This window comes from Paenibacillus sp. JNUCC 35, from assembly GCF_058269095.1.
This window is the reverse complement of record NZ_CM177771.1, coordinates 3588244-3611234: the sequence shown is the minus strand read 5'-3', so window position 1 is coordinate 3611234 and position 22991 is coordinate 3588244. Positions and strand designations below refer to the sequence as shown.

The 22991-nt window shown below is 51.9% G+C and carries 14 protein-coding genes; 9 read left to right on the top strand and 5 right to left on the bottom strand.

What is annotated here, in order from left to right; genetic code table 11:
• Positions 1 to 4: 4 nt before the first annotated feature.
• The 3 genes from AC2TF6_RS16275 (at position 5) to AC2TF6_RS16265 (ending at position 10578) form a co-directional block, all read left to right on the top strand.
• Entirely contained in the window at positions 5 to 8107 is an 8103-nt protein-coding gene (locus AC2TF6_RS16275) for an amino acid adenylation domain-containing protein (RefSeq protein ID WP_491307643.1), read from the top strand.
• A 14-nt stretch (positions 8108 to 8121) separates the two neighbouring features.
• Positions 8122 to 9402: an MFS transporter gene (locus AC2TF6_RS16270; RefSeq protein WP_491307642.1), complete on the top strand. Its 1281-nt coding sequence runs from the start codon at positions 8122 to 8124 to the stop codon at positions 9400 to 9402.
• A 183-nt stretch (positions 9403 to 9585) separates the two neighbouring features.
• Positions 9586 to 10578: an HD domain-containing protein gene (locus AC2TF6_RS16265; RefSeq protein WP_491307641.1), complete on the top strand. Its 993-nt coding sequence runs from the start codon at positions 9586 to 9588 to the stop codon at positions 10576 to 10578.
• Positions 10579 to 10677: 99 nt separating this feature from the next.
• Here the strand turns inward: AC2TF6_RS16265 and clpP are convergent, their stop codons facing one another.
• On the bottom strand, positions 10678 to 11265 hold the full coding sequence (clpP, locus tag AC2TF6_RS16260) for an ATP-dependent Clp endopeptidase proteolytic subunit ClpP (protein ID WP_009672474.1): 588 nt from the start codon (positions 11263 to 11265) through the stop codon (positions 10678 to 10680).
• A 325-nt stretch (positions 11266 to 11590) separates the two neighbouring features.
• On the opposite strand from clpP, the gene AC2TF6_RS16255 reads away from it, so the two are divergent.
• From AC2TF6_RS16255 to abc-f, 4 genes are all read left to right on the top strand, one after another.
• Complete coding sequence (locus AC2TF6_RS16255; RefSeq protein ID WP_491307640.1) at positions 11591 to 12319, top strand: RNA polymerase sigma factor; 729 nt, start codon at positions 11591 to 11593, stop codon at positions 12317 to 12319.
• A 124-nt stretch (positions 12320 to 12443) separates the two neighbouring features.
• Positions 12444 to 12722: a hypothetical protein gene (locus tag AC2TF6_RS16250; RefSeq protein WP_491307639.1), complete on the top strand. Its 279-nt coding sequence runs from the start codon at positions 12444 to 12446 to the stop codon at positions 12720 to 12722.
• A 160-nt stretch (positions 12723 to 12882) separates the two neighbouring features.
• Positions 12883 to 13026: an RAxF-45 family protein gene (locus AC2TF6_RS16245; RefSeq protein ID WP_170318615.1), complete on the top strand. Its 144-nt coding sequence runs from the start codon at positions 12883 to 12885 to the stop codon at positions 13024 to 13026.
• Between the two features lie 101 nt (positions 13027 to 13127).
• Positions 13128 to 15146 (top strand): ribosomal protection-like ABC-F family protein, encoded by a 2019-nt coding sequence (gene abc-f / locus AC2TF6_RS16240; protein ID WP_491307638.1) that lies wholly within the window; start codon positions 13128 to 13130, stop codon positions 15144 to 15146.
• Between the two features lie 110 nt (positions 15147 to 15256).
• Here the strand turns inward: abc-f and AC2TF6_RS16235 are convergent, their stop codons facing one another.
• Complete coding sequence (locus tag AC2TF6_RS16235) at positions 15257 to 16804, bottom strand: sensor domain-containing diguanylate cyclase (RefSeq protein WP_491307637.1); 1548 nt, start codon at positions 16802 to 16804, stop codon at positions 15257 to 15259.
• Positions 16801 to 18870 (bottom strand): sensor domain-containing protein, encoded by a 2070-nt coding sequence (locus tag AC2TF6_RS16230; RefSeq protein WP_491307636.1) that lies wholly within the window; start codon positions 18868 to 18870, stop codon positions 16801 to 16803. Before AC2TF6_RS16230 ends, AC2TF6_RS16235 begins: the two co-directional genes overlap by 4 nt.
• Before the next feature lie 189 nt (positions 18871 to 19059).
• Here AC2TF6_RS16230 and AC2TF6_RS16225 point away from each other — a divergent pair, with 189 nt between their 5' ends.
• Both AC2TF6_RS16225 and AC2TF6_RS16220 read left to right on the top strand, forming a co-directional pair.
• Complete coding sequence (locus AC2TF6_RS16225; protein ID WP_491307635.1) at positions 19060 to 20460, top strand: sensor histidine kinase; 1401 nt, start codon at positions 19060 to 19062, stop codon at positions 20458 to 20460.
• Positions 20461 to 20572: 112 nt separating this feature from the next.
• Complete coding sequence (locus AC2TF6_RS16220; RefSeq protein ID WP_491307634.1) at positions 20573 to 20863, top strand: exonuclease domain-containing protein; 291 nt, start codon at positions 20573 to 20575, stop codon at positions 20861 to 20863.
• Between the two features lie 158 nt (positions 20864 to 21021).
• On the opposite strand, the gene AC2TF6_RS16215 is transcribed toward AC2TF6_RS16220, so the two are convergent.
• Positions 21022 to 22383, bottom strand: coding sequence for a serine hydrolase domain-containing protein (locus tag AC2TF6_RS16215; RefSeq protein WP_491307633.1), 1362 nt, complete (start codon positions 22381 to 22383; stop codon positions 21022 to 21024).
• Between the two features lie 95 nt (positions 22384 to 22478).
• Complete coding sequence (locus AC2TF6_RS16210) at positions 22479 to 22922, bottom strand: MarR family winged helix-turn-helix transcriptional regulator (protein ID WP_491307632.1); 444 nt, start codon at positions 22920 to 22922, stop codon at positions 22479 to 22481.
• Positions 22923 to 22991: the final 69 nt, after the last annotated feature.

Genomic DNA, 22991 nt, shown 5'->3' with positions numbered 1-22991 from the left:
CCAAGTGGATTTATCGAAGCGAATAGCCAGTCTCTCGCCGGAAAAACGTAAACTTCTGGAAGCGAGGCTCGCTCAGGAAGGATTGTCCGCGTCCCGCCCGGCGGGACGCGGGGCGGGCACGTCGGCCGGGCCGAGTCCACTGGAGAAAATGGACGCTTATCCGGTATCGGCCGGCCAGAAAAGGTTGCTTCTGATTCAGGAAATCGGAGATACGGCCGCCGCCTACAATATGCCTTTCGTCCTGCTAGCAAGAGGGCCGGTACATGTCGGGAAGATTCAAGGAGCGTTTGAAGCCTTGATTTCCCGTCATGAAACGCTGCGTACCTCCTTCCGGAAGAGGGATGGGGAGTACGAACAGATCATTCATGATCCGGGCGAGATCTTGTTTAAGCTGGATTATTCGGAAGAAACGGTTTCCGGCGTGGAAGAAGAGAGAGGCGTCATCGAAAGATGCGTTTCCTCTTTTATCCGTCCGTTTGATGTACGCCGGGCACCGCTGTTCAGAGCCGCCTTGATCCGGTTGGCGCCGGAGCGGCATCTTTTGATGACGGATATGCATCATGCTGTGTCAGACGGCCTGTCGCTGCAAATTCTGGCGGAAGAATTCAACCGGATCTACCGTGGTGAAATTCTGTCCGAACTGCCCGTGCACTACAAGGAATACGCGTATTGGCAGCAGGAGCGAATACGCGACGGTGTATTCCTCAAGCAGGAAAAATACTGGTTGGACGTGTTCGAGGGTGAAATTCCCGTACTGAACATGCCCGCCGATTACCCGAGACCTCAATTGCAAAGCTTCGAAGGCGGACGCTTCGAGTTTGAGACGGACCGGGGGCTTGCGGATAAACTCCGCCATCTGGCCTCGGAGACCGGTTCTACGCTGTACATGGTGCTGCTTGCGGCCTATTACGTTTTGCTTCATAAATATACCGATCAGGAAGACATCGTCATCGGAACTCCGGTCGGAGGCCGGACTCATACGCAGCTTCAGCCGCTGATCGGGATGTTTGTGAATACGCTGGCCATCCGCCAGACACCTGCCGGATCCAAAACATTCCTCTCCTTCTTGAACGAAATCAAGGATGGAACTCTGGGAGCTTTTGACCACGAGGAGTATCCACTGGAAAGCCTGCTTGAAAAGCTGGGCCTACGCAGGGATGTCAGCCGCAATCCGCTTTTCGATACGGTTTTTTCCTTGCAGACTAAAGGTTCCCAGTCGATGGAAATGGACGGATTGCTCCTGGAGCCTTATGAAGCGCAGTCGGGCGTTTCCAAATTCGATCTTTCGCTTTTGGCGGAGGAGGACGAAGAGCTGGCGTTTACTTTCGAGTATGCGACCAAACTATACGCAAAACAGACTGTCGAGCGGTTAGCCGGCCATTATATACAGATTCTCCGGGAAATTGCGGCGAACAGGAGTTTAATGCTCTCGCAAATCGGCATGCTATCCGCAGACGAAAGGCGGGTGCTTCTGGAAGAACTGAACGAGACGGCCGCACCGTACGCTCGAACCTCAACGATACATGGCTTATTCGAAGAGCAGGTGGAAAAACACCCCGACCGTATCGCCGTGTCGTTTGAGGATCGGCGGTATACCTACAACGAACTGAATGCACGTTCCAACCGGCTGGCGGCCGCAATGCAAGATTTGGGTGTCGGGCCGGATACCATTGTAGCTATTATGCCCGAACGCTCTCCCGAAATGGTGATCGGCATTCTCGCCATTTTAAAAGCGGGAGGCGCCTATCTCCCGGTAGATCCCGAGTATCCGCAGGAGAGAATCTCGTACATGCTCGAGGACAGCGGAACCCGGATTTTGCTGACGCACCGGCATCTTGCGGGCAATACGGAATTTACCGGGCATACGGTCTTTATGGAGGACGAGCAGTGGTATACGGGGATTGAAACCAATCCGCACGTTTCCGTCACCTCTGACCATCTCGCTTATGTGATCTATACATCAGGAACTACGGGCAAGCCAAAAGGCGTCATGATCGAACATCGGGGTATGGCAAACATGAAGCTTTTCTACGAGAATACGCTGGGATTGGGCCCTGAAGACCGTATCGTGCAATTTGCCAGTTTTTCATTTGACGCTTCCGTTTGGGAAATGTATATGGCGCTCTTTATGGGCGGAGGACTATACCTGGCCCCGAAAGAAAAGCTGGTTCAATTGGATTCCTTTGAAGCGTTTGTGCGGGATAACGGAATAACGCTTGCCATGCTTCCGCCCACTTTCGCCGTTTATCTGGACCCCGGACGTTTGCCGTCACTGCGGATATTGATTACGGGCGGTTCCGAGTCTTCACCGGAACTGGTCCGCAGATGGAGTCCGCATGTGGATTATTTTAATGCTTATGGTCCGACGGAAGCGACGATTTGCGCGACTGTATGGGAAGCTAAGCGGGGTACTGCCGTGCAAAATCACCGGATGATTCCGATCGGCAAGCCGCTTTACAATACGCAGGTGTATCTGGTGAATGCCGATTTGCAGCTTGTACCCCGGGGAACGGCCGGAGAGCTTTGTATCGGCGGAGAAGCTTTGTCGCGCGGCTACTTGCATCGTGAAGCTCTCACCGGCGAAAAATTCGTTCCGAATCCTTTTGAGCCCGGGCGGAAAATGTATCGTACAGGCGATCTTGCCAGATGGCTGCCTGAAGGCAATCTGGAATATTTGGGCCGTATCGATCACCAAGTCAAAATCCGGGGCTACCGTATCGAGCTCGGTGAAATCGAAACGCGACTACTGCAGCACGGCCGGGTACGGGAGACGATTGTTCTCGTTCACGAAATCTCATCGGAAAAAACACTGTGCGCGTACTACACCTCCGAAGGGGATTCTCCGGCTGCCTCCGAGCTTCGCGAACATATGGCTTCGGGTTTGCCGTCTTACATGGTGCCGGCTCATTTTATCCCATTGAAGGAGTTTCCGCTGACGCCTAACGGCAAGATCGACAGAAAAGCGCTCCAAGCGCCCGATCCGTCCAGTGGAGCTTCCGATGAGTATACGGCACCGGAAACCGAGACAGAAGTTCGTCTGGCTTCGCTGTGGCAGGAAGTGCTTGGCGCGGAGCGTGTGAGCCTCCACGATAATTTTTTCGAACGAGGCGGGCATTCTCTGAAAGCTGCGCTTCTTCTTGCCAGAATCTCGAAGGAATTCGGCGTTGAGCTTCCTCTCCGAAAAATATTCGAGGCCCAGACTTTGCAAGCACAGGCGACTGCAATCACCGCAAAGGGCATAACGGAGGCAGCATATGCACCGATCCCTAAGGCTTCCGAAAAACCCTGGTATCCGGTATCTCCGGCCCAACGCAGATTGCTGGTCGTACAGGAAATATCGGGAGCCGCAACGGCCTATAACGTTCCTTTGCTTCTCGAGGTAAAAGGGGCGCTCAATCCGGAGAAGGTTAATGAGACCTTCCGTAAGCTGATTGCAAGGCACGAAGCGCTTCGAACTTCATTCACCCGAATTCAGGAGGAATATGTGCAGGTTATTCATGATCCGGCGCAGATCTCTTTTCAGGTAGAGGTTACGGAGCTTGCTAACTTGTCCACCAATTGGACGGACGTTCAAAGTGAAGCGCATATACAAACAATTGCAGATGGCTTTATCCGTCCATTCGACTTGGGAACGGCCCCTCTTCTGCGTGCGGGTCTCGTAAAGACGGAGGCCGAGCGTCACCTGCTGCTGATCGATATGCACCATCTTATTACCGACGGCACTTCTCTTGAACGGATGACCGAGGAGTTTACCCGGCTTTATCGGGGAGAAGAACTAGAGGAGCTTTCTGTCCAGTACAAAGATTACACGATGTGGCAGAATCAGTTATCGGCATACGGTACCGTGGCACGTCAGGAAAAGTTTTGGCTGGATACGTTCAGCGGCGAGATTCCCGTCCTGAACTTTCCTTCGGATTATGCGCGTCCCCAACTGCAGAGCTTTGAAGGGGCCGTCTATGGTTTCGAGACGGATCACGAACTTACACGGCGGCTGCAGCAGGCCGCTTCCCGTCAGGGTGCAACGCTTTATATGATTCTGCTTGCCGCTTATAACGCGCTGCTTGCCCAGTATTCCGGACAGGATGATCTGGTTATCGGCACTCCTGTAGCCGGAAGGCCTCATGCAGATTTAGAGGACGTTTTAGGCATGTTCGTAAACACTCTTCCTCTGCGTAATTATCCGTCAGGTTCGAAGACGTTCGCAGCTTTCCTTGATGAGGTGAAGCAGAACGCCCTGCAGGCGTTTGAAAACCAGCTGGTACCGCTTGAGGACCTGATTCTGAAACTTCAGCTGCGCCGGGATGTTAGCCGCAACCCGCTGTTCGATACCGTATTTGTACTTCAAAATACGGAATCCCGCGAGCTAGGAGCGGAGGGTGCCGAGTTTGCGGCGGTTGAGCATCACAACGGAATTTCCAAGTTTGATCTGACTCTCACCGCCCAGGAAACGGAAAGCTCGGAAGGCCCGCTTCTTTCTTTCAGTTTTGAATATGCGACAAAGCTGTACAAAGAAGACACTGTACGAAAATTTGCCGATCATTATGTGGAACTATTAAAGCAAATTTCACAGAACCCGGATATAAAACTGTCGGATATTGATTTATTAACCGTCAGTGAACGGGACCTGATTCTGGAACAATTCAATGCGACGAAGACAGAGTATCCAAGGGACGCCGCCGCACATGAATTGTTTGAAGAACAGGCTGCGCTGAGGCCGGACGAAGCGGCTGTTCTTTTTGAAGACAAGGAGATCACCTACGCCGAGCTTAACCGGAAAGCCAATCAGCTTGCCTGGAAGCTGCGTGAAATTGGTGTCGGAAAGGATACGCTAGTGGGGATTATGGCTGAACGGTCGCCCGAAATGATCGTTGCAATATTAGCCATTCTCAAAGCGGGAGGAGCTTTCCTGCCCATCGATCCTTCGTACCCCGAAGACCGCATCGCGTATATGCTGGATGACAGTTCGGCAGCTGTTATGCTTGCAGGAGACCCGAATTCGGCTCAAAGTTTGCTTAGCGGCTTCAAAGGGACCGTTTTGGGATTGGCAGACCCTTCTGTGTATACCGGCAGCGAAAGCAACTTACCGCGCACAGCGGACGCGGAATCTCTTGCTTATGTCATGTACACATCAGGTTCGACAGGGCGTCCCAAAGGGGTCATGATTGAGCACCGAAGCGTTGTTCGTCTTGTCAAAAACACCAACTTTGTTACGTTTGAACCGTCGGACCGCATTTTGCTTACCGGCGCGCTTGTGTTCGATGCTTGCACGTTTGAAATCTGGGGCGCTTTGCTTAACGGACTCCAGCTATGCATTGTACCGGAATCCGTTTTCCTTCACGCCGGCAAGCTGGAGGAAGCTTTGCAAGCGTACGGAATTACCACGATGTGGTTGACATCGCCGCTTTTCAATCAGCTGGCGTTAACCAATCCGGCCTTGTTTGCGCCGCTTCGGTATCTGCTCGTAGGCGGAGATGTGCTGTCGCCGACCATGATCGCTTCCGTAAGAAACGCTTGTCCGCAGCTCACGGTTATCAACGGCTACGGCCCGACGGAAAATACGACGTTCTCCTGCTGCTTTCCTATCGACCGGGAGTATGCGAACATTCCGATCGGCCGACCGATCGCGAATTCCACCGCCTATGTGGTGGACCTGTCGGGCAGGCTGCTGCCTGTCGGTCTTCAAGGAGAAATCTGCGTCGGCGGTGACGGGCTGGCCAGGGGCTACTTGAACCGTGAAGATCTGAGCCGGGAAAAATTCGTGCCGAATCCGTTCCGCCCCGGTGAAAGAATGTACCGGACCGGCGATTTGGGACGGTGGCTGCCGGACGGAAGCATCGAATATTTGGGGCGGATGGACCAGCAGGTCAAGATACGGGGCTACCGGATTGAACCGGGAGAAATCGAGACCCGGCTGCTTGGGCACGAATCTGTGCGCGAGGCATTTGTCGCCGTTAAAGAATCCGGCGAGGGTCTAAAGTTCCTTTGCGCTTATATCGGAACAAGCGAATACCTCACGCCGTCTGAGGTGAAAGCATACTTGAGCGGACGCATTCCCGATTACATGATCCCTGCCCGTTACGTGTTCCTGCCTTCTCTGCCGCTCACGAAAAACGGCAAAATCGACCGCCGCGCACTTCCAGAGCCGGAGCAGGACGGGCTCTCCTCATCCCCGTATGCCCCGCCGAGAAGCACCAAGGAAAAACTTCTGGCAGGTGTATGGGAAAGCGTACTCGGTGTGGAGAGAGTCGGTCTCGACGATAATTTCTTCGAACTCGGCGGCCACTCCCTCAAAGCTATCCAGCTTATATCCAAAGCGCAGGAGCTGGGTCTGGAAATAGGGATGCACCAGTTGTTCCAGGTGCAGACGATTCGCGGATTGTCGGAACTTCTTCCTGCCTTTAAGGAGGCTGAAGAAGCCGGATCAGAGTCGCCCCGCAAGCATTCCGTCCATGTTAGGGACAATGCCGGCGTTAAGACTTTCGAAGAAGCGGAGCAGCTACTGCACGTCACGTTCGGTCCCGGATTCAGGTTAAAGGCAGACATGCGTGAGGGCAAAAAGGTGGTGCTTCTACAGCTCATTCCGGATCACGAGAAGCGGTTGCCGGAGATTACTGAACTTATCCGCTCCAACTTCCATAAAGATCTTCATCCTCACTTCATCGTACCGCAGGTCGTTTCTGAAGATGGAAACGGGGAGAGTGCAGCCGGTGAGAATGGACAGGCAGGGCAAGAACTGTCAGCAGAAGCGCTTAATTTAACGGACTCGGAGCTGCAGGATACTCTGATGCATGCTCTGAAAGAACTCTCATCTTCCCACGAGGCTTGGGGAACCGCCTTGGCGCAGATGCCGGCTGCCGAGCAGTACTCGCTGGCGCCGATCCAAGAGTATCATCTGGCTTATCCCGAAGCATCGGGCACGCTCCTATCTTTTGACGAAATGATCGATACGCAGCGGTTAAATGCGGCTTTGCAGCGGGTAATCGGGAAGCATGATCTGCTGAGAAGCCAACTCGTGCAGACGGGGGAACAGTGGGGCTGGGAACTGAAAGAAAGATCACCGGGATTTGCACTTCCAGTCATTGATTTATCGGCATACACGCCTTCCGTGCAGCAGCGTATCATGTCAGGGCTGTTGAAGGAGCTTTATTTCCGCCCTTATGAGCTGGGAGACAGCGCCCTATACCGGTTTTCCCTGGTTTCGCTCAACTTGCGGGAGCATTACCTGCTGCTTCCGTGTTCGCACATCATCTTTGACGGCATGAGCAGTGAAATTCTGAGAACAGATGTGCTTGCGTTTTACAACGCGGACGAGGAGCAGGCCTCAAGGCACGAAATAAACAGGCCTGACCACTCGTACCGCAGCTATGTTGGTCAAGTCCGGCAAGGTCCGGCTGGAATCGGCGATGCCGAGATTAACGAACGCTTCAGATTGGAATCTTTTTACCAGCAAACATTGGTGATCGGAGAAGCCCTACAGAGGAAAAACCGCTCCAAAGCCACAAAGTATGTGCATGAGATTAATATGGAGGGGCAGGCTGCCGGAACGGATCTCGCCGAGCGTATGTGGCATAAGGCTATTGATCTTGCGGAACGGTTTTTCTCAAGGTATTTCGGCTTGGAAGAAGTGCCGGTCTGGCTTACGAATTACGGCAGGCATTATATGGGGCGCCATTATTACGATACGATCGGCGAATGCATCGATCAGATTCCGGTTCTGCTTGACAGAATATCCGGTGAAGAGAAGCGCTCCGTACAAAATCTTCTTCATGCGGCTTCGACGCATAATCTGAACTTTTTCAACCTGATCTATAACCGGGAAACGGCAGAAGATTACCCGCTGTCCGGCTATTATTTACAGAACAGTCTCCATAAGCTGCCGATCGTTGTGAATTATCTCGGCGAAATCCAGCAAGACGGAGGACTTCTCCAAAGACTGGACGATCCGGACATTAATTCGACGGAAGTTCGGCCTGTCATTTATTTCACCGTACAGCATACGGGCAACCTTCTGCACATTTCTCTCTTGCTGCCTTATGAGGAAGACGAAGAAACGATCCGCCGCATGTTCGAGTCCGTGATTCCAACCTTCCAGACCATCAAGCAGTAAGGGGTTGAAATGAGATGTCTTTGTTTAAAAACAGTTTGTTTGTCCGCTTTTATTTGTCCAGAACCTCCGCCAACATCGCGGATAGCATTTATTCGATCGTCCTGCTGTATTTCGTTCAGAAATCGACGGCTTCCGTTTCGTTTACGAGCTTTACGTTTACCGCTATTTCGGCGGCTTCTATCTTTAGCTTTCTGTTGGGGCCGCTGGTTGACCGGTATTCTCCGTCGCTGCTGGCCAGCATCTCCTTATTCGTTCAGGCCGTACTGATTTTGGCGGTACCGTTTCTGATCACCGATGGAGGCGCCAATTTGCTAGCGATACTTATCCTTGTGTTCGTTGCATCCTGCTTTTCGATGCTGTTCTATCCGGCGAACAATAAAATGCTTCCGCAGTTGATCCAGTCACCGGACAGAATTGTCAAAGCAAATGCCATGATCTCGTCCACGGACCAGCTAATTAATGTAGCGGGATACTTGGTCGGGGCCTCTATTATTTTGCTGCTGGGGATGAAAAACACGTTTTATCTGGCCAGCGGAATGCTTTTCCTGTCGGGACTCATCTATGTGCAGCTTAAGAAACAGATGGAGCCTGAGAAAACCGCAGGAGGCGCGCCGAAGGGTCCGCTGAAGATCAGAGAGTATACAAGCGAGCTTGTGGAAGGCTACCGGTTTGTCGCGAGCAGTCCGTTTCTTAGAATCATGCTGCCGTTCTTTGCACTGACCAACTTTTCCATGTCCATTCTCATCATCACCGTTCCGTCCATGTCGGTCTCCTACGGATCGCCGATTTATTACAGTCTGCTGTACATCGCCTTTTTCGTCGGCATATTCGTAGGGTCAGCGCTGATTAACGTGCTCAAAAAAAACGGGCTTATGATCGCTATATCCTGGCTGCTTATGGGCGCTTCGCTGTATCTGTTCGCGATTGTTCCCGCGCTGTGGATGAAGCTTTCCGCAATCCTTTTGATGGGCGTGTTTACTGGTATTATTAATGTGCTGCAGACTTCGCTGATCCAAATCATCACTCCTTCTCAGTTGATGGGCCGGGTGATGGCCTTCCTGCATACGCTGTCCAACGCGGCTTTACCGCTGGGAGCGTTTATCGGAGGTATTCTCGCTTTGCGTTTCGAACTGGACAGCGTTTTGTTCATCAGCGCTCTGGTCATTGTCGCATGCGGAGTTTTGCTGTTGGCGTTAAAAGCGGTGAGGACATTCCAGATTCCTTCGGAAACCTCCGAAGAAAAAACGGAAGATAACCTTGCCGGTAAAGGCGCGGTTGTTAAAGAATTTCTGTAAACCAAAGCAGCGTCTTATACCGGTTTTTATTCGGAAAACGATCTCTTGCGCTTGAAGCGGGAGGTCGTTTTTTGTGCCCGGTGAAAAGACCTAAGAAGACCTTAGCCCGCCTCTTTAACAAAGCACATGACTTATGGTAGGCTCAATTTATCTATTTGCTGTTGAGTTTAGCGGAGGTGCGAGTTGCGTATATCGGATCCTATTTACGGAGAATTTGTGGTGGATGGACTACTGGAAGAGCTTGTTCTCAGCCAACCCTTGCAGCGGTTAAAAGGCGTTTACCAAGGCGGAGCGAGCTATCTGGTGAACGATACATGGGATGTGACGAGGTACGAGCATTCCGTAGGGGTCATGCTTTTAATCCGGCAGCTTGGAGGTTCCCTTGAAGAGCAGATCGCCGGACTGCTCCACGATGTTTCCCATACGGCATTTTCACATGTGGTTGACTATGCGCTGGACAAAAGGGAAGAAAACTATCATGAGAACATTTATGAGCAGTTTATCGAAGAATCCGAAATTCCTCAACTTCTGAAGAAATATGGTTATACATACCGAAATCTGCTGCTTGAAGACTCCCAATGGATGCTTCTTGAACAGCCTGCCCCCGCGTTATGCGCAGACCGGGTCGACTATACACTGCGGGATCAGTTTCATGACGGAAAAATTACCACGGAAGAGATAGGATTTTTCCTGGAAAGCTTAACGGCAGCTGACGGAAAAATGGTGCTCACCCGAATAGAGTCCGCCGAATGGTTCGTTAAAACCTATTATCGCGAAGTGATCGATTTCTTTATGCACCCTTTGAATGCATACAGCTGCCACTTTTTGGCGGAAGCGCTCAAAACAGCATTGGCAAAAAAGGTGATTACGCTCAGCAACCTGCTTTTGACAGATGAGGAGGTTCTGAGTTTAATGCATGCATCGGATGAGCCGGATATTCAGCGGCTTCTAAAACACCTTCACCGCAACGTACGAGTAAAAGAAGATGTGAACGATTACGATCTGCACCGGACGAATAAAATGAGGCTGATCGACCCTGACGTGATGAGGGGGAATAGGTTATGGAAAGCATCCGAATTATCCGAAAACGTGAAAAAATGGGGGGAAGAAGCGCGCAGGAAGTCTGAAAACGGAATCTATGTAAAAATCGTATCCGCCGAAATGCCGTTCCGGTGAATCGAAATTCGGAGAAAAGGGAGCACAGGCCCTTAACGGAAGATAGAACCTGTGCTGGTTGTTAGGGGAACCGTACGTCTTACAGACAGATTTGTTTCGTCAGGAAATTGTCGTTACAACTTGATCGATAATCCCGTATTCCCTGGCTTCTTCAGCGGACATAAAATAATCGCGATCCATGTCCCGATCAACTTTATCGACAGGCTGTCCGGTGCGCTCCGAGGTGATCCGGTTCAGTCTTTCACGTATGCCGAGTATCCGCTTGGCGCTGATGGCGATGTCGCTTGCCTGGCCCTGAACGCCTCCGTGAGGCTGATGAATCATGATCTCGCTGTTCGGCAGCGCGAAGCGCTTGCCTTTTTCTCCGGCCAGCAGTAGAATAGCGGCAAAAGAAGCGGCAAAACCCGTACAAATCGTATGCACAGGCGGCTTCACGAGCTGCATCGCATCATAAATGGCAAATCCGGCCGACGTTGAACCGCCGGGACTGTTGATATATAGACTGATTTCCTTTTGCGGATCTTCGGCTTCGAGAAACAAAAGCTGGGCGATAATGCTGTTGGCTACCTGATCATCAATCGCCGCTCCCAGAAATACGATCCGGTCTTTCAGCAACCGGGAATAAATATCATAGGATCTCTCACCACGGCTCGTTTGCTCCACGACGTAAGGGACGTAATTACTCATCGTCAAAAACCTCCAATGTGTTTCGTTATGGCATTTCTCCTTGTAAACGAATGTAGCCCTCCAAAAGATACGAAGGACAGCACAGAGTTTTAAATCCTGAAAATATTTTAAGAATGTGTGAAACGGCGTATCCTTTTCGGACGTTCGTTCGTTTACTGATTACAACGGCTTTGCCGTTAAGATTCGAATACAAGAAGAAAATGAAGCCGTTTTGCAGAAGGATTAATAAAACCGGAAAATGACGCTCAGGATATAAAAAGGTTCATTACAGGCCGGGAGCCGGATGCATTTGAACGGCTGCAGGAAAAAAAGGGGGCGAATTCGGATGGCGACAGCCGATTTTCTATTAAAAGGAAAAGAAAAGGACAGCACCCGGATCAACCAGTTTCAACAGACGTTAAAACGGTACTGCCTGTCCATGACAAAATCTTCATGGGATGCGGAGGATCTGGCCCAGGAGACCTGGTTGAGAGCGATGTCTTCACAAGGAAAGGGGCACGCCAACGTAGAAGCTATGCTGCTTCGCATTGCTAAAAATACGTGGATCGACCAATCGCGGCGAAAGCAGGTCCTGGCCCGCATTATGAAAAGCGAACAGACGCAGGCAGTATCGCGGCGGGACGAGGGGCTTTTGGTAATCGAAGAAGCCTTTCGCGCTTTGTTTAAGCATTTGCCCCCGCTGCAAAGAACGGTTTTCCTGCTCCGGGATGTGCTGGGGTTTTCCAGTCTTGAAACAGCTGTTAGGCTCGGAACTACGGAAGGAGCGGTTAAAGCGGCTCTGTACCGCGCTCGTCACTCCTTGGAAGCCGTTAGAAGAGACATGGAGACCGGCACGCAGGTCGAACCGGCTGAGAACGGAATGAAAGCTTACCTGCGTATGATGGCGGCCGCTTATGAAATGGGAGATATCGCTCTCCTTGTCGAGCTTGCTCAGCGTGATGAAGTGGAGCCGGCTGTTGCCTTGGGTCTCGCCCAGAATCATATTCTGCCCAGCGGCAGACGCCGTACAGGCGCCGTGCCTCACTTGCCAAGCAGTCTGCGGATGTCCGCGTAGGTTTTACCGCAGCCGTTTTATCCGCCGCTCCCGTTACGGGCGGGAGCTTCTTTGATTTAATTTTTTCTCCTCGGATGTGGTACAATGGCAGTTGGACACCGAATGGACGAGGAGATGGCGATTGATGGCAGAACAGATCAACGAGCAGGAGCTCATAGCTTACATAGCGGGAAAAACTAAAGCGGACCCACAAAAAATAAAATCGGTGCTGAAATACGAGCAAGATTTTATCAACAAAGCTCACAAAAATGCTAAGGGTGAGGTCGACATCGACAGCGATGATATTGCCGACTATGTGTTGAGCAGGCCCGATATCAAGCTGGATGAGATGACAGTGGATAATATTCTGGACGCCGAAATGGACTTTCTCATGGAAAAAGGGATTGCAAGCTATCTGGATTGATAGTATCCGGATACCGTCCAAGACCAAGCATTCAAGCCCCCAAAGAGCGCATGAGTCTGTTTTGGAGAGCGGAACTTGTAAAATTAGTGAACGGAACTTGCAAAAATTACAATTTTCATGCTAAAGTAAACGTAACTTTAATGATGAGGAGGTGAGGTAGGTGAATCTCGAGAAGGTTAACGACCGTATTAGCCAGCTGCCGATTGCTATGGCTGGCATTGTTCATGCTTTTCCGGTTAACGGGAGAAGTCTGTCCATTTTCACGAATACGGTACACCCAATCGCGAGAAGACGCCTACCTTAACCGATACGGATAGTTTCACATCCGAAGAAGGGTCGCGGGCTTGTTGCCGCGGCTCTTTTTTGTCGTATGGAAAAGGGTCTTCATTCCTAGGAGGATCCATTATGATACTTGTTAACGGTCAACAGATAAAGAAATACCACGCGGCTAACCTCGTGCTGGATGGAGTCACATTCGAAGTGCATGCTGGAGAAAAAATCGGTCTGATCGGCCGAAACGGCAGTGGCAAATCGACGCTGCTCCAGCTCATCTCCCGCCATCAGAGCATAGACGAGGGAATGCTGGCACTCAAAAAAGAGCTCACGATCGGTTATTTGCCGCAAATACCGGTGGTGTTCGAAGGGCTTACGGTATATGAAGTGCTCGCTTACGGCTGCCGGCATTTGACGGCGTGTCAGCAGGAGATGACGGCGCTGGAACATGACATGGCAGAGCCGGGCGCTTCGGCTGATTCAGTTCGTATGCAGGGGCTGCTGAACGCGTACGCGTCGGTCCAGGAACGCTTCGAGCGCGGAGGCGGCTATGAAATGGATGCCGCTATAGACTCCGTTGCAATCGGGCTTCAGATCTCGAGAGAGACGTATGCCCGTCAGTTCTCTACCTTTTCCGGCGGAGAAAAAACACGGATCGCGCTCGCTTCCCAATTAATCATGCGGCCGGATCTGCTGCTGCTTGACGAACCGACGAATCATCTGGATTTAAGGGGAATCGAGTGGCTGGAGCAGTTTTTGCAAGGTTACGCGGGGGCCTGTGTCCTTGTTTCGCATGACCGCTATTTTCTTGACCGTACCGCTTCTAAAATGATTGAGCTGGAAGACGGAGAAGCTTTTACGTACCAAACGAACTACAGCGGATATATGAAAGAGAAGGAAGAACGGCTGCTGCAGCAGTTCGCGCAGTATCAGGAACAGCAGAAAGTTATCAAAAAAATGAAAGAAACGATCCGGAAGCTGGAAGAGTGGGGGCGGATCGGGGACAACGAAAAGTTTTTCAAAAGGGCGGCTTCAATGCGTAAAGCATTGGAGAGGATGCAGGTAATGAAGCGTCCAGTATTGGAGCAGAAAAGCGCCGATTTCGCTTTGAGCCTCCAGGACCGCTCCGCGAAACGGGTAGCGGAGTTCTCCGGCGTGCATAAATCGTACGGAGATCGCCGGATTCTGAAAGGTGCGGAAGGAAGCCTTCATTACGGCGAGAAGATCGTTCTGGTCGGAGACAACGGAACGGGGAAAACAACCTTGTTTAAGCTGCTGCTTGGGCAGGAAGTTCCGGATTGCGGAGAGCTGGACCTAGGCTCGCGAGTGGAGATCGGCTATATGGCCCAGCAGGAGGAAACGAGAGACCCTCAAAAGACAGTCCTAGACTACTTCCGCTTGGAGGCCGGAGTAGAAGAAGGAGAAGCAAGGGGCATTCTTGCGAAGTATCTCTTTTATGGGACGGATGTGTTTAAACCGGTGAGCATGCTGTCGGGAGGAGAGCGGTCCCGTCTCCGGCTCGCGCTGCTTGTCCGGCGGAAGCCGAATCTGCTGTTGCTGGATGAGCCGACCAACCATTTGGACATTGCTTCCCGCGAAGCTCTTGAAGAGGCGCTGGAGGAGTATCCGGGAACCGTGCTTGCCATCTCCCACGACCGGTATTTCATCAACCGTCTTGCGCAGCGGGTCTGGGAGCTTCAAGACGGACAAATAACGAGCTATATCGGACAGTTTGACGAATACCGGGCGAAAAAGCGCGAGCTGGAGCAGACGGCTGCCGGTCACGGACGTCCGCCGGCAGGCTCGACCGGCGCATCTGCCGCCGCAGTACGCGCAGGCGAGCAGTCGCCGACGGGCGCGCCCGGCACAGCCAGCCCCGCGGTACGCGCGGGCGAGCAGCCGCTCTTCGCGGCGGAGGCCAACGCCGCAGCGAAAGCCGCGGCGGCCGAGGCGCGGGCAACCGAGCGGAAGCGGCTGCAGCTGGAGGCGCAGATCGCTGCGCTGGAAGCACAGCTGGCCGCATCGGACGCGGAGCTCCAGCAGCTCGGCGGCTGCGGCGATACCGCGCTGCTGGAAGCGCGGTGGCGCGAGCGGGAAGAGCTGCAGGCGCGGCTCGACGCGGAGATGACGGCCTGGCTGGAGCTGGGCTGACGCCCCGCGGGAGAATACAGCAGGCGGACTCGGCAAACAAAAAACGGCGGGAAAGACAGAAGCTGCATGCTGCAGCCTGAGCTCTCCGCCGTTTTTTCTTATGCGCCCCGTCACGAATAAATCGTTATCCGGTTTCTTCCGTCGGTTTTGGATTGGTAGAGCGCGTTATCCGCCATTTCAATGATGGTTTTGACGTCCGTATCCCGGCTGTAAGAAAAGGAGACCCCGATCGAAACCGTCAGGGGCTGAGCGATCGGACTTTTGCTTCTTTCCACTTTTTCACGCAACCGCTCCGCAATACGGGTAGCTCGGCCGAGATCGCACCCTTCCAGCAAAATCCCGAATTCCTCTCCGCCATAGCGGAAGCATAAATCTTCTTCTCTTGAAAAAGCGTGAAGCGTCGAAGCCAAATATTTCAGCACTTCATCTCCGATCAGGTGTCCGTGAAGATCGTTGACTTTTTTGAAATGATCGACGTCCATCAGAATAAGGGTAAAAGGAACCTTCCGCTCCGCCCACTCGGCGATGAGCAGATCGAAAGCTTTACGGTTGGCAAGGCCCGTCAATCCGTCGGTAAGTGATTCCGCTTTCAGCCGGTTGAGATTGGAATTGATGCTCTGGTACAGCTGCCTGACCTCGTAAAGTCCGGAATGAATGCTGGGGGAAGCGGGTACCGTCAGGTTTGCGTGGACGGCCGACTCTTCCGAATACCGGGCAAGCGTATACAGAGGTCTCGTGATCCAGCTAGCCAGCCACCAGGCGACGGTCAGTACAACGCCGAGCAGGGGGAGCGCTTGCATCAGCAAGTTTGAAATCATTTGTTCAAGCGGTTCCTCGAGCACTCGGGTAGGCGTCTGGGAAACAATTCCCCACCCGCTTATCGGCTCAAACGCATAGCCTGCGAAAAATTCATTTCCTTCCGAATTTACGATTTTTTGGGAGCCTTTTTTGCCTGCCAGCGCTTTTTGAATGACTTCATTGCTGGAGATAATCTGATAAATCCGTTCTTTGTTGGGATGAAAAATAAGCCGGGCCTTTTTATCGACGACATAGACGTAGGACCCGTTCCCGTAAAAATGCTCTTTAAGCAGCTTGCTCAGGGCGTTTTCTTCCTCCAGATAGATCGTGCCGCCGACAAAGCCGGCATAGGACCCGTCTCCGTTAAAAATTGGCGAGGAGACCAGCACGATCAGGCGTCCGGTTGTGCCGACATAAGGCTCGGAAATAAACGGTTTTTTAAACTCAACCGCACGTTTGGACGCTTCGGACAGCAGCCGTGTGCCTACAACGGCACCGGCCTCGGCAGGCAGAACCGCTTCTATATCCCGCTCGTCATCCGCGATAAAAACCGAGTTAAAGTACTGCCGGTTAAACGCGAACCATATTTCGAGATCCTTTTCCGTAAACGACTGCTTTCCCGCTAACTGCGCGATCGAGTTCATACTCGTCTGCATCAGATTGAGCAGGGTGCCCGTGTTGGCGGAAAGCTTCTCGGCATAATGGGAATTATTATCCAGGTAGCTCGCGGACAGGGATTTCAAATTGGCCTCATAGGCCGCATATCCGCTTACGGCGGCCGTCAGGAAAGAGGTAGCAAGAACGAGAAGACTTAAAATCAGGCGCAGCGTCAGCCCTTTGCGCAGGCGTTTTGTTTTCATGGGCGGTTTAGCAAGCCGGCCAGAGAATCTGCGGGAAGGGGGCGGCTGAAATAATAGCCCTGCCCTTCATTACAGTTTTCGCCGAGCAGGTATTTGTACTGGAGCTCGTTTTCGATGCCTTCGGCGACCACGTCCATATGGAGACTGTGCGCGAGTGAGATGATGGCGGACGCGATCCGTTTCCCGTTCAGGTCTCGGTTAATGTCTTCGATGAACGCCCGGTCTATTTTTACTTTATCGAAAGGATATTCGCGTAAATAGTTCAGGGAGGTATATCCTGTCCCGAAATCGTCGATAGAAATGCAAATCCCCGCCTCTTTAAGTTTCAACAAACACTCCTTAATCGCATGGACATCGTCCAGCAGGACGCTTTCCGTAATTTCCAGTTCGAGCCAAGCGGGTTCAAGCTCTATCTCTTTCATAATCGACAGGACATGTTCGGCAAAAAAAGGCTGCTGCAGTTGTTTGGTCGAAACGTTAACCGCGACTTTGAACGGAGCGGCTCCCGAAGCCTGCCACTTTTTGGCCTGCCTGCAGGCCGTTTGCAGAACCCAGATGCCGACGGACAAAATCAGGCCGCATTCCTCGGCCACCGGAATAAAATCCGAGGGCGGAATGTACCCGAGCCGTGGATGATTCCAACGGATCAGAGCTTCCATCGCGGTCAGCTTGCCGGTTTTTAACGCCATGATAGGCTGGTAAAAGAGCTCCAGCTCGTTCTTGGCCGAAGCTGTTTCCAGATCCCTCTGAATCTGCAGCTTGTAGGAGGTCTGGAGATCCATTTCTTCCGTATACACGGTGTAAGCGTCCGTACGAAGCTTCTTGGAGTGATCCATGGCCATGTTCGCGTACCGGATCATGTCTTGAGCGCTTTCCCCGTTTCCTTTGTTGAATGCGATCCCTATGCTGACCGTCAAGGCTACGGAATGACCGTGCAGCACAAAAGGCTCCCGCATTCCGCCGAGGATGGAACGGATGAGACGCATGGCCTCTTCCTGCGCCGTTTCGGGCAGAATGAGGGTGAATTGGTCTGCCGCAAACCGGCTCAATGTATCCGTCAGCCGCAAATGCCCCTGGATACGGGCGGTGACTAGAACCAGCAGGTCGTCTCCCAACTGATGACCGTAGGAATCGTTAATTAATTTGAACCGGTTCAAATTAATCGAAAGGACGGCAAAAGGAAGACGTCCGCCTTTGGAGAAACGGATCGTCTGCTCCAGCCGGTCTTCGAACAGCTTGCGGTTAGGCAATCCGGTAACCGGATCGGCATAGGCGAATTCTTCCATCTTTCGGGCCGCCGCTGCTTGGTCGGTCGTATCCCGTGCGATTCCGTATGTGCTGCTAAGGAAACTGTCCATCTTTACCGGAAAGTGAGTCACACTCACGGAAATTTTTTCTCCGTCTTTACGGATGACGCGGAAATTCGTGCTGCCGGAAATAAAGCGTTTTGCGTCGCCGAAACGGTCCAGGGCGGATTGCAGGTCATCCGGATCAATGAGCGTGAAGAAAGGCTTATGGACCAGCTCGTCTTTCGTGTATCCCGTCAAGGATTCGCACCGGGGATTCGTGCTTGTAAATCTCCCATGCTCGTCCAAGGAGAAGATGGCGTCCGGGCTATGGGTAAATAACGCTTTAATCTCTTCATGATATTCCAGAAGCTGCCGCTGCGCCAGCACTTGCTCCGTAATGTCTATCACGGTGCCGCATTGGACCTTCTTTTCGTTTACAAGGGCTGTGGACGGATGGATTTCCGTATAAATCCAATGTCCGTCTTTATGACGCGTCCGGATACGGACAGGTGCGCCCTTCCGTCTGTCGTCCGATTCGGAAAAAAGAGGGGCGGTCAGGAGACGGTCATCCGGGTGAACAAGCTCGAGAAAACCAAACTTCTCCCGGCGGATTTCTTCCGCGGCATAGCCGACAAGCTTGGCGTAAGAATCGTTCGCATATGTTAAGGCGCCGTTTTCCATCATATAGATGCCGACTGGCGCATGTTCGATCAGGGCTGTAATTAGGGTCCGATAAAAGGGAAGCTCTTCTTGACCCTTTTCTATTGGAATTTCCATTTTTATCGTTTCTCCTGTGTCAGGGGGCTCGGGTTAACTAGAATCATAGCACTGGACACAATTCGGATTCTACAGGATCGGAAATTTTTGCGTGCGCACGCAACAAATTTGCGTGATCGGTTCGTTTCGGGGATGATATATTGACGAAGATGTGCACCAAGTAGTTTGAAGGAGAGCTGAACGTTGCGGATGAAAAGGACTGGGCGTCTTGCGGGCGCCGGATTTACTGCCGTTGTAGGCATTGTGTTTTTTCTATATGACTATTTCGTAGTCGGGGATACATGGGAGATGCTGGCGGCGGGAGCCGTTTTTTGCAGTTTCATCGCCTATTTCCTGGGCGGTTTTTACGATAGAGCCCGTTATTATGCGGCCGAACTGAATATGATCAATTCGGAGCTTCATATAATCAGGGAACAGCTGCGCCGAAGTGATGAGAGGTATTCCGCGCTTCAATCGAGTCTCGACAGTTTTTCTCACGATTTGTTCGGCAATATGAAAATTTCTGAGCTGGAGGCGCGGCTGCTGGCTGAAGTGAAGCTGATCTTTCAAATCGACTGTGTTTCCCTGATCGAAACCCACGACAGTTATCCGTCCTACTCGATTAAAGCGGGAACGGGCGAAGTGCCCCGGGCTATTTTGAACAAAATTCGCCAGCATCAGAGTCAACCGCTCTCGATAGGTGAAGTTTTCGAATATGAAGAGGGATCTTTTTTGAAAATCGGGGAGTCTAAGGGCAGAACGTTCTGGCTCGTTTTCGGAGTGCAGACGGACAGTACGCGCCTTCCCGCCAAGAGGATTTGGCTTAAAACCCTCATCCGTTACGTAAATGTCGTCTATGAAAACTTAACGGTCATTGAGGATTTATCGGCTGAACTGAAGCGGACGATGGAAGAAAAGGAGACCCCTCCATGGCTGCTGCGCCTGTTCTTCAGCTTGTCCGAGCACGAAAGGAAGCGGCTGTCCCAGGATTTGCACGATGCCGCCCTGCAGGAGCAAATTATCTGGTACCGGAAGCTGGAGCAGCTGCGGACTTCGGGCCTTGGCCCGGATGAACTTAAAGAAGGCTTGGCTCAAATCGGAGACGGACTTCTCGATGTGATGTACCAGATCCGCCTGACCTGCAACGAACTCAGGCCCCCTTTTCTTAAAGAGTGGGGACTTGTTCAGGCTTTGGAAGCCTTGTTCGAACACATCCAGCTTCATGCGGATTTTACGATTTATTTCGAGTCGGAGCATTTCAGAGATTATTTGAACGATGAACAGCGGATTGCGGTGTACCGGATTACGCAGGAACTCATGTCCAATGCGATGAAGCATTCCCAGGCCGAGGAAGTTCATGTGACTTTATCAGGGGGGAAACAGAATCTGCTTCTGTCCTATCGTGATAACGGGAGAGGCACGGCAAAAAGGGCACAGAAGGAGTATGGACACGGAAGTATGGGGATTTACGGGATGCAGCAAAGAGTGCGGAGTCTTCAAGGAGAAATTCAGTGCGTGTCGGACAAGAGCGGACTCAAGGTGCAGATCTGCATTCCGTTAAAACCGGTTCTGCAGGTAATCCCGCTGCACGGAACGTTTGTGTCGGTCTGAAGATGACGGGTTCAACGGCAGATTAGGTTCGCAATAAGGGGCTGCTCATGCGACGATGGGCGGGACAGATCTTTGTTAAAGGTTCGACGGTTGAACGGGTGGGTGGGGCATAATGAACATACGGATGAGGGAAGATCACTATCTGATTCGCGATATATGTATTCCTGATCTGCACAGACAGACGTTTTGTATCTTTGATTTAGAGGGGACAGGCATTCATACGGCGGATGATTATGTGACCCAAATGGCGGCGGCGCGTGTAAATCAAGACGGAGCGGCGGGCGATTCATTCAACAGTCTGGTATACTCCCCCAAGCCTATTCCTGCCTTTGTCGAACAGCTTACGGGAATAAGGAATGAAGATCTTTATGAAGCCCCCGCTTTTGGCGCCGTATATCCGTAATAAAGCGGCACAACTGAACCACCGGCTCCGTTAAAAAAAGGATTCCTCCGCACGCTAAACGTGCAGGGGAATCCTTTTGGCGTCTTTCCGGCGCTTACTTGACGCATCGCGCGCAGCTTCGGCGTGCGGTATTGCGCCCGCTTGACAGGGATCACGCGTTACTTGGCCCGTACGCCCCGGTGTTCGCCGTATTGATACAGCGTAAGCTCGTCGGCGGGTTTGCCCGGTTTTTTGGCGGCAAACTCAATTTCGATTTGAAGCTCCCGGACAAAGAAACGCGTTTCGGACAGCGGTAAAATCTCGTACTGGGGCTGCCCGCTCAACTGGATGAACAGCTGATCTTGCTCGGGACCGGTCGTCACGCTGAGGTCGAGTCCCATATCCATCTTGTAAACTCCCCGGTACAGCGTATACACGGTTTTGTCGATCTTAACGGATTTCAGCTCCGCCGGAACATCGGGAACGGAGTGGGGGAGCCCGAACAGAATGTTCTCCGCCTCGTTGATAATCCGCTGCTGAATGTCCAGCTGACGATCCGTGTTGGAAAGATAAATCGTCGTTTTTCCGTGATCCGTGTAACGGGTCAGATTCGTACTGTAGCCGGGCCAGCCGCCGCTGTGGGAAACGACTTTACCCAGGTGCTCCTTCTGTTCGATGATCCAGCCGTACCCGTACGAATAAGGTTTGTTATCCGGCAGTTTTCCGGAAGTGAAAGCTTCGTCGAGTGTCTTTTTGCTGACCAATTTCTCCGTATACAGGGCCTGATCCCAAAGCAGTAGATCGTGCAGCGTGGAATTTACGGTCCCGTCCCCCTGGATTCCGTCCAGGTATACGACAAAATCGGTCGCAGGCTGTTCGTCCGGCAGGTGATAGCTGTGCGTCTCGAAAGAATATACGTATCCGAAAGCGAAATCCGGCGGCACGTTTCCGGAAAGACGCCGGTTATGAATGCGGGTGGAATGCATGCCCAGAGGCTTGAACAACGTTTCGCTCATATAGTCGGCAAAGGAGAGACCCGAAATCTTTTCGATCAGCAGGGCCAGCAAAACATAGCCCGTATTGGTGTATTCCCAATTTTCCCCCGGCTGAAACTGGAGCGGAGGCTGATGGACATTAAAATACTCCAGGACGTCCCAGTTCGTGGCGATTTTGGAGCGGTCCCAGTTTTTTATGAAAAGCGGTGTATAGTCAGGCAGGCCGGAGGTATGCCGGAGAAGGTCCTTCACCGTGATGCCCTTGTAGGAGAAGTTCGGTATCCATTGCTCCACGAAATCGCTCAAAGAAAGTTTTCCCTGTTCGGCGAGAATAAGAATGCCCATGGCCGTAAAGGTTTTGGAAACGGAAGCGAGTTCGAAGACGGAATGAACGGTCAGAGAGCGCCCGGTCTCTCTATCCGCGAGGCCATACGCGCCTTCAAAGACAATTTCTCCTTTATCCGCCGCTAAAAACGCTCCGTTGAAAATTCCTTTCGCCGACATGGCCGCAAAAAGTTCTTGAAGCTGTTTCTGTTTGTTTTGCATGGTAATCCCTCCAATTATCCTATTTTTATAAAAATAATTAAGCTAACGTAATAATTAAGATGTCTTACGTATTGGGCAAAAAGGGACGCAGGACGTCACCTTAGTTCAGCTTCGATAATTTTCTGAAGCTTGAACGTGATTTTGCGCAGCGCGCTTAATTCCTCAGGGTCCAGTTTGGAGTAAAAGCGTTCCGCGATACTCTTCTCGACCTTCTGCTGACGTTCGAAATAATCCCACCCGGATTGATCGAGCTCGACGAGAATTTCCCGGCGGTTGTTCGGGTTAATTTCTCTCTTGAGGTAGCCTTCCTTGTCGAGTTTGCCGATGAGCTGACTAACCGCGCTGGAAGTGATCAGCATCAGGTCGGCCAGTTCTTTGACCGTCAAACGCTTGTGTTTGTGAATGTGTTCCAGAACGACCGCTTGCTTGGAGGTCAGATCTGCTTGCAGGAGCTCGTTGTACTCTTGTAAAAGGAGCAAGTTGGCCGTGTATTCGGCTTCGTTAATCTCCTTTACGGTCTGGTATAAGCGTTCGTCCATGTCATCACCTTAATTGTTAAGTTAAATTAATTGTTTACATTCTCAGTATATGCGCTGCACGTTCACTTG

Bases quoted from the DNA above. Each gene is read 5' to 3' on its own strand.
- AC2TF6_RS16215 (WP_491307633.1), bottom strand. From the start codon at position 22,383: ATGCAAAACAAACAGAAACAGCTTCAAGAACTTTTTGCGGCCATGTCG.
- AC2TF6_RS16270 (WP_491307642.1), top strand. From the start codon at position 8,122: ATGTCTTTGTTTAAAAACAGTTTGTTTGTCCGCTTTTATTTGTCCAGA.
- AC2TF6_RS16235 (WP_491307637.1), bottom strand. From the start codon at position 16,804: ATGAAAACAAAACGCCTGCGCAAAGGGCTGACGCTGCGCCTGATTTTA.
- AC2TF6_RS16255 (WP_491307640.1), top strand. From the start codon at position 11,591: ATGGCGACAGCCGATTTTCTATTAAAAGGAAAAGAAAAGGACAGCACC.
- AC2TF6_RS16230 (WP_491307636.1), bottom strand. From the start codon at position 18,870: ATGGAAATTCCAATAGAAAAGGGTCAAGAAGAGCTTCCCTTTTATCGG.
- abc-f (WP_491307638.1), top strand. From the start codon at position 13,128: ATGATACTTGTTAACGGTCAACAGATAAAGAAATACCACGCGGCTAAC.
- clpP (WP_009672474.1), bottom strand. From the start codon at position 11,265: ATGAGTAATTACGTCCCTTACGTCGTGGAGCAAACGAGCCGTGGTGAG.
- AC2TF6_RS16210 (WP_491307632.1), bottom strand. From the start codon at position 22,922: ATGGACGAACGCTTATACCAGACCGTAAAGGAGATTAACGAAGCCGAA.
- AC2TF6_RS16250 (WP_491307639.1), top strand. From the start codon at position 12,444: ATGGCAGAACAGATCAACGAGCAGGAGCTCATAGCTTACATAGCGGGA.
- AC2TF6_RS16225 (WP_491307635.1), top strand. From the start codon at position 19,060: ATGAAAAGGACTGGGCGTCTTGCGGGCGCCGGATTTACTGCCGTTGTA.
- AC2TF6_RS16220 (WP_491307634.1), top strand. From the start codon at position 20,573: ATGAACATACGGATGAGGGAAGATCACTATCTGATTCGCGATATATGT.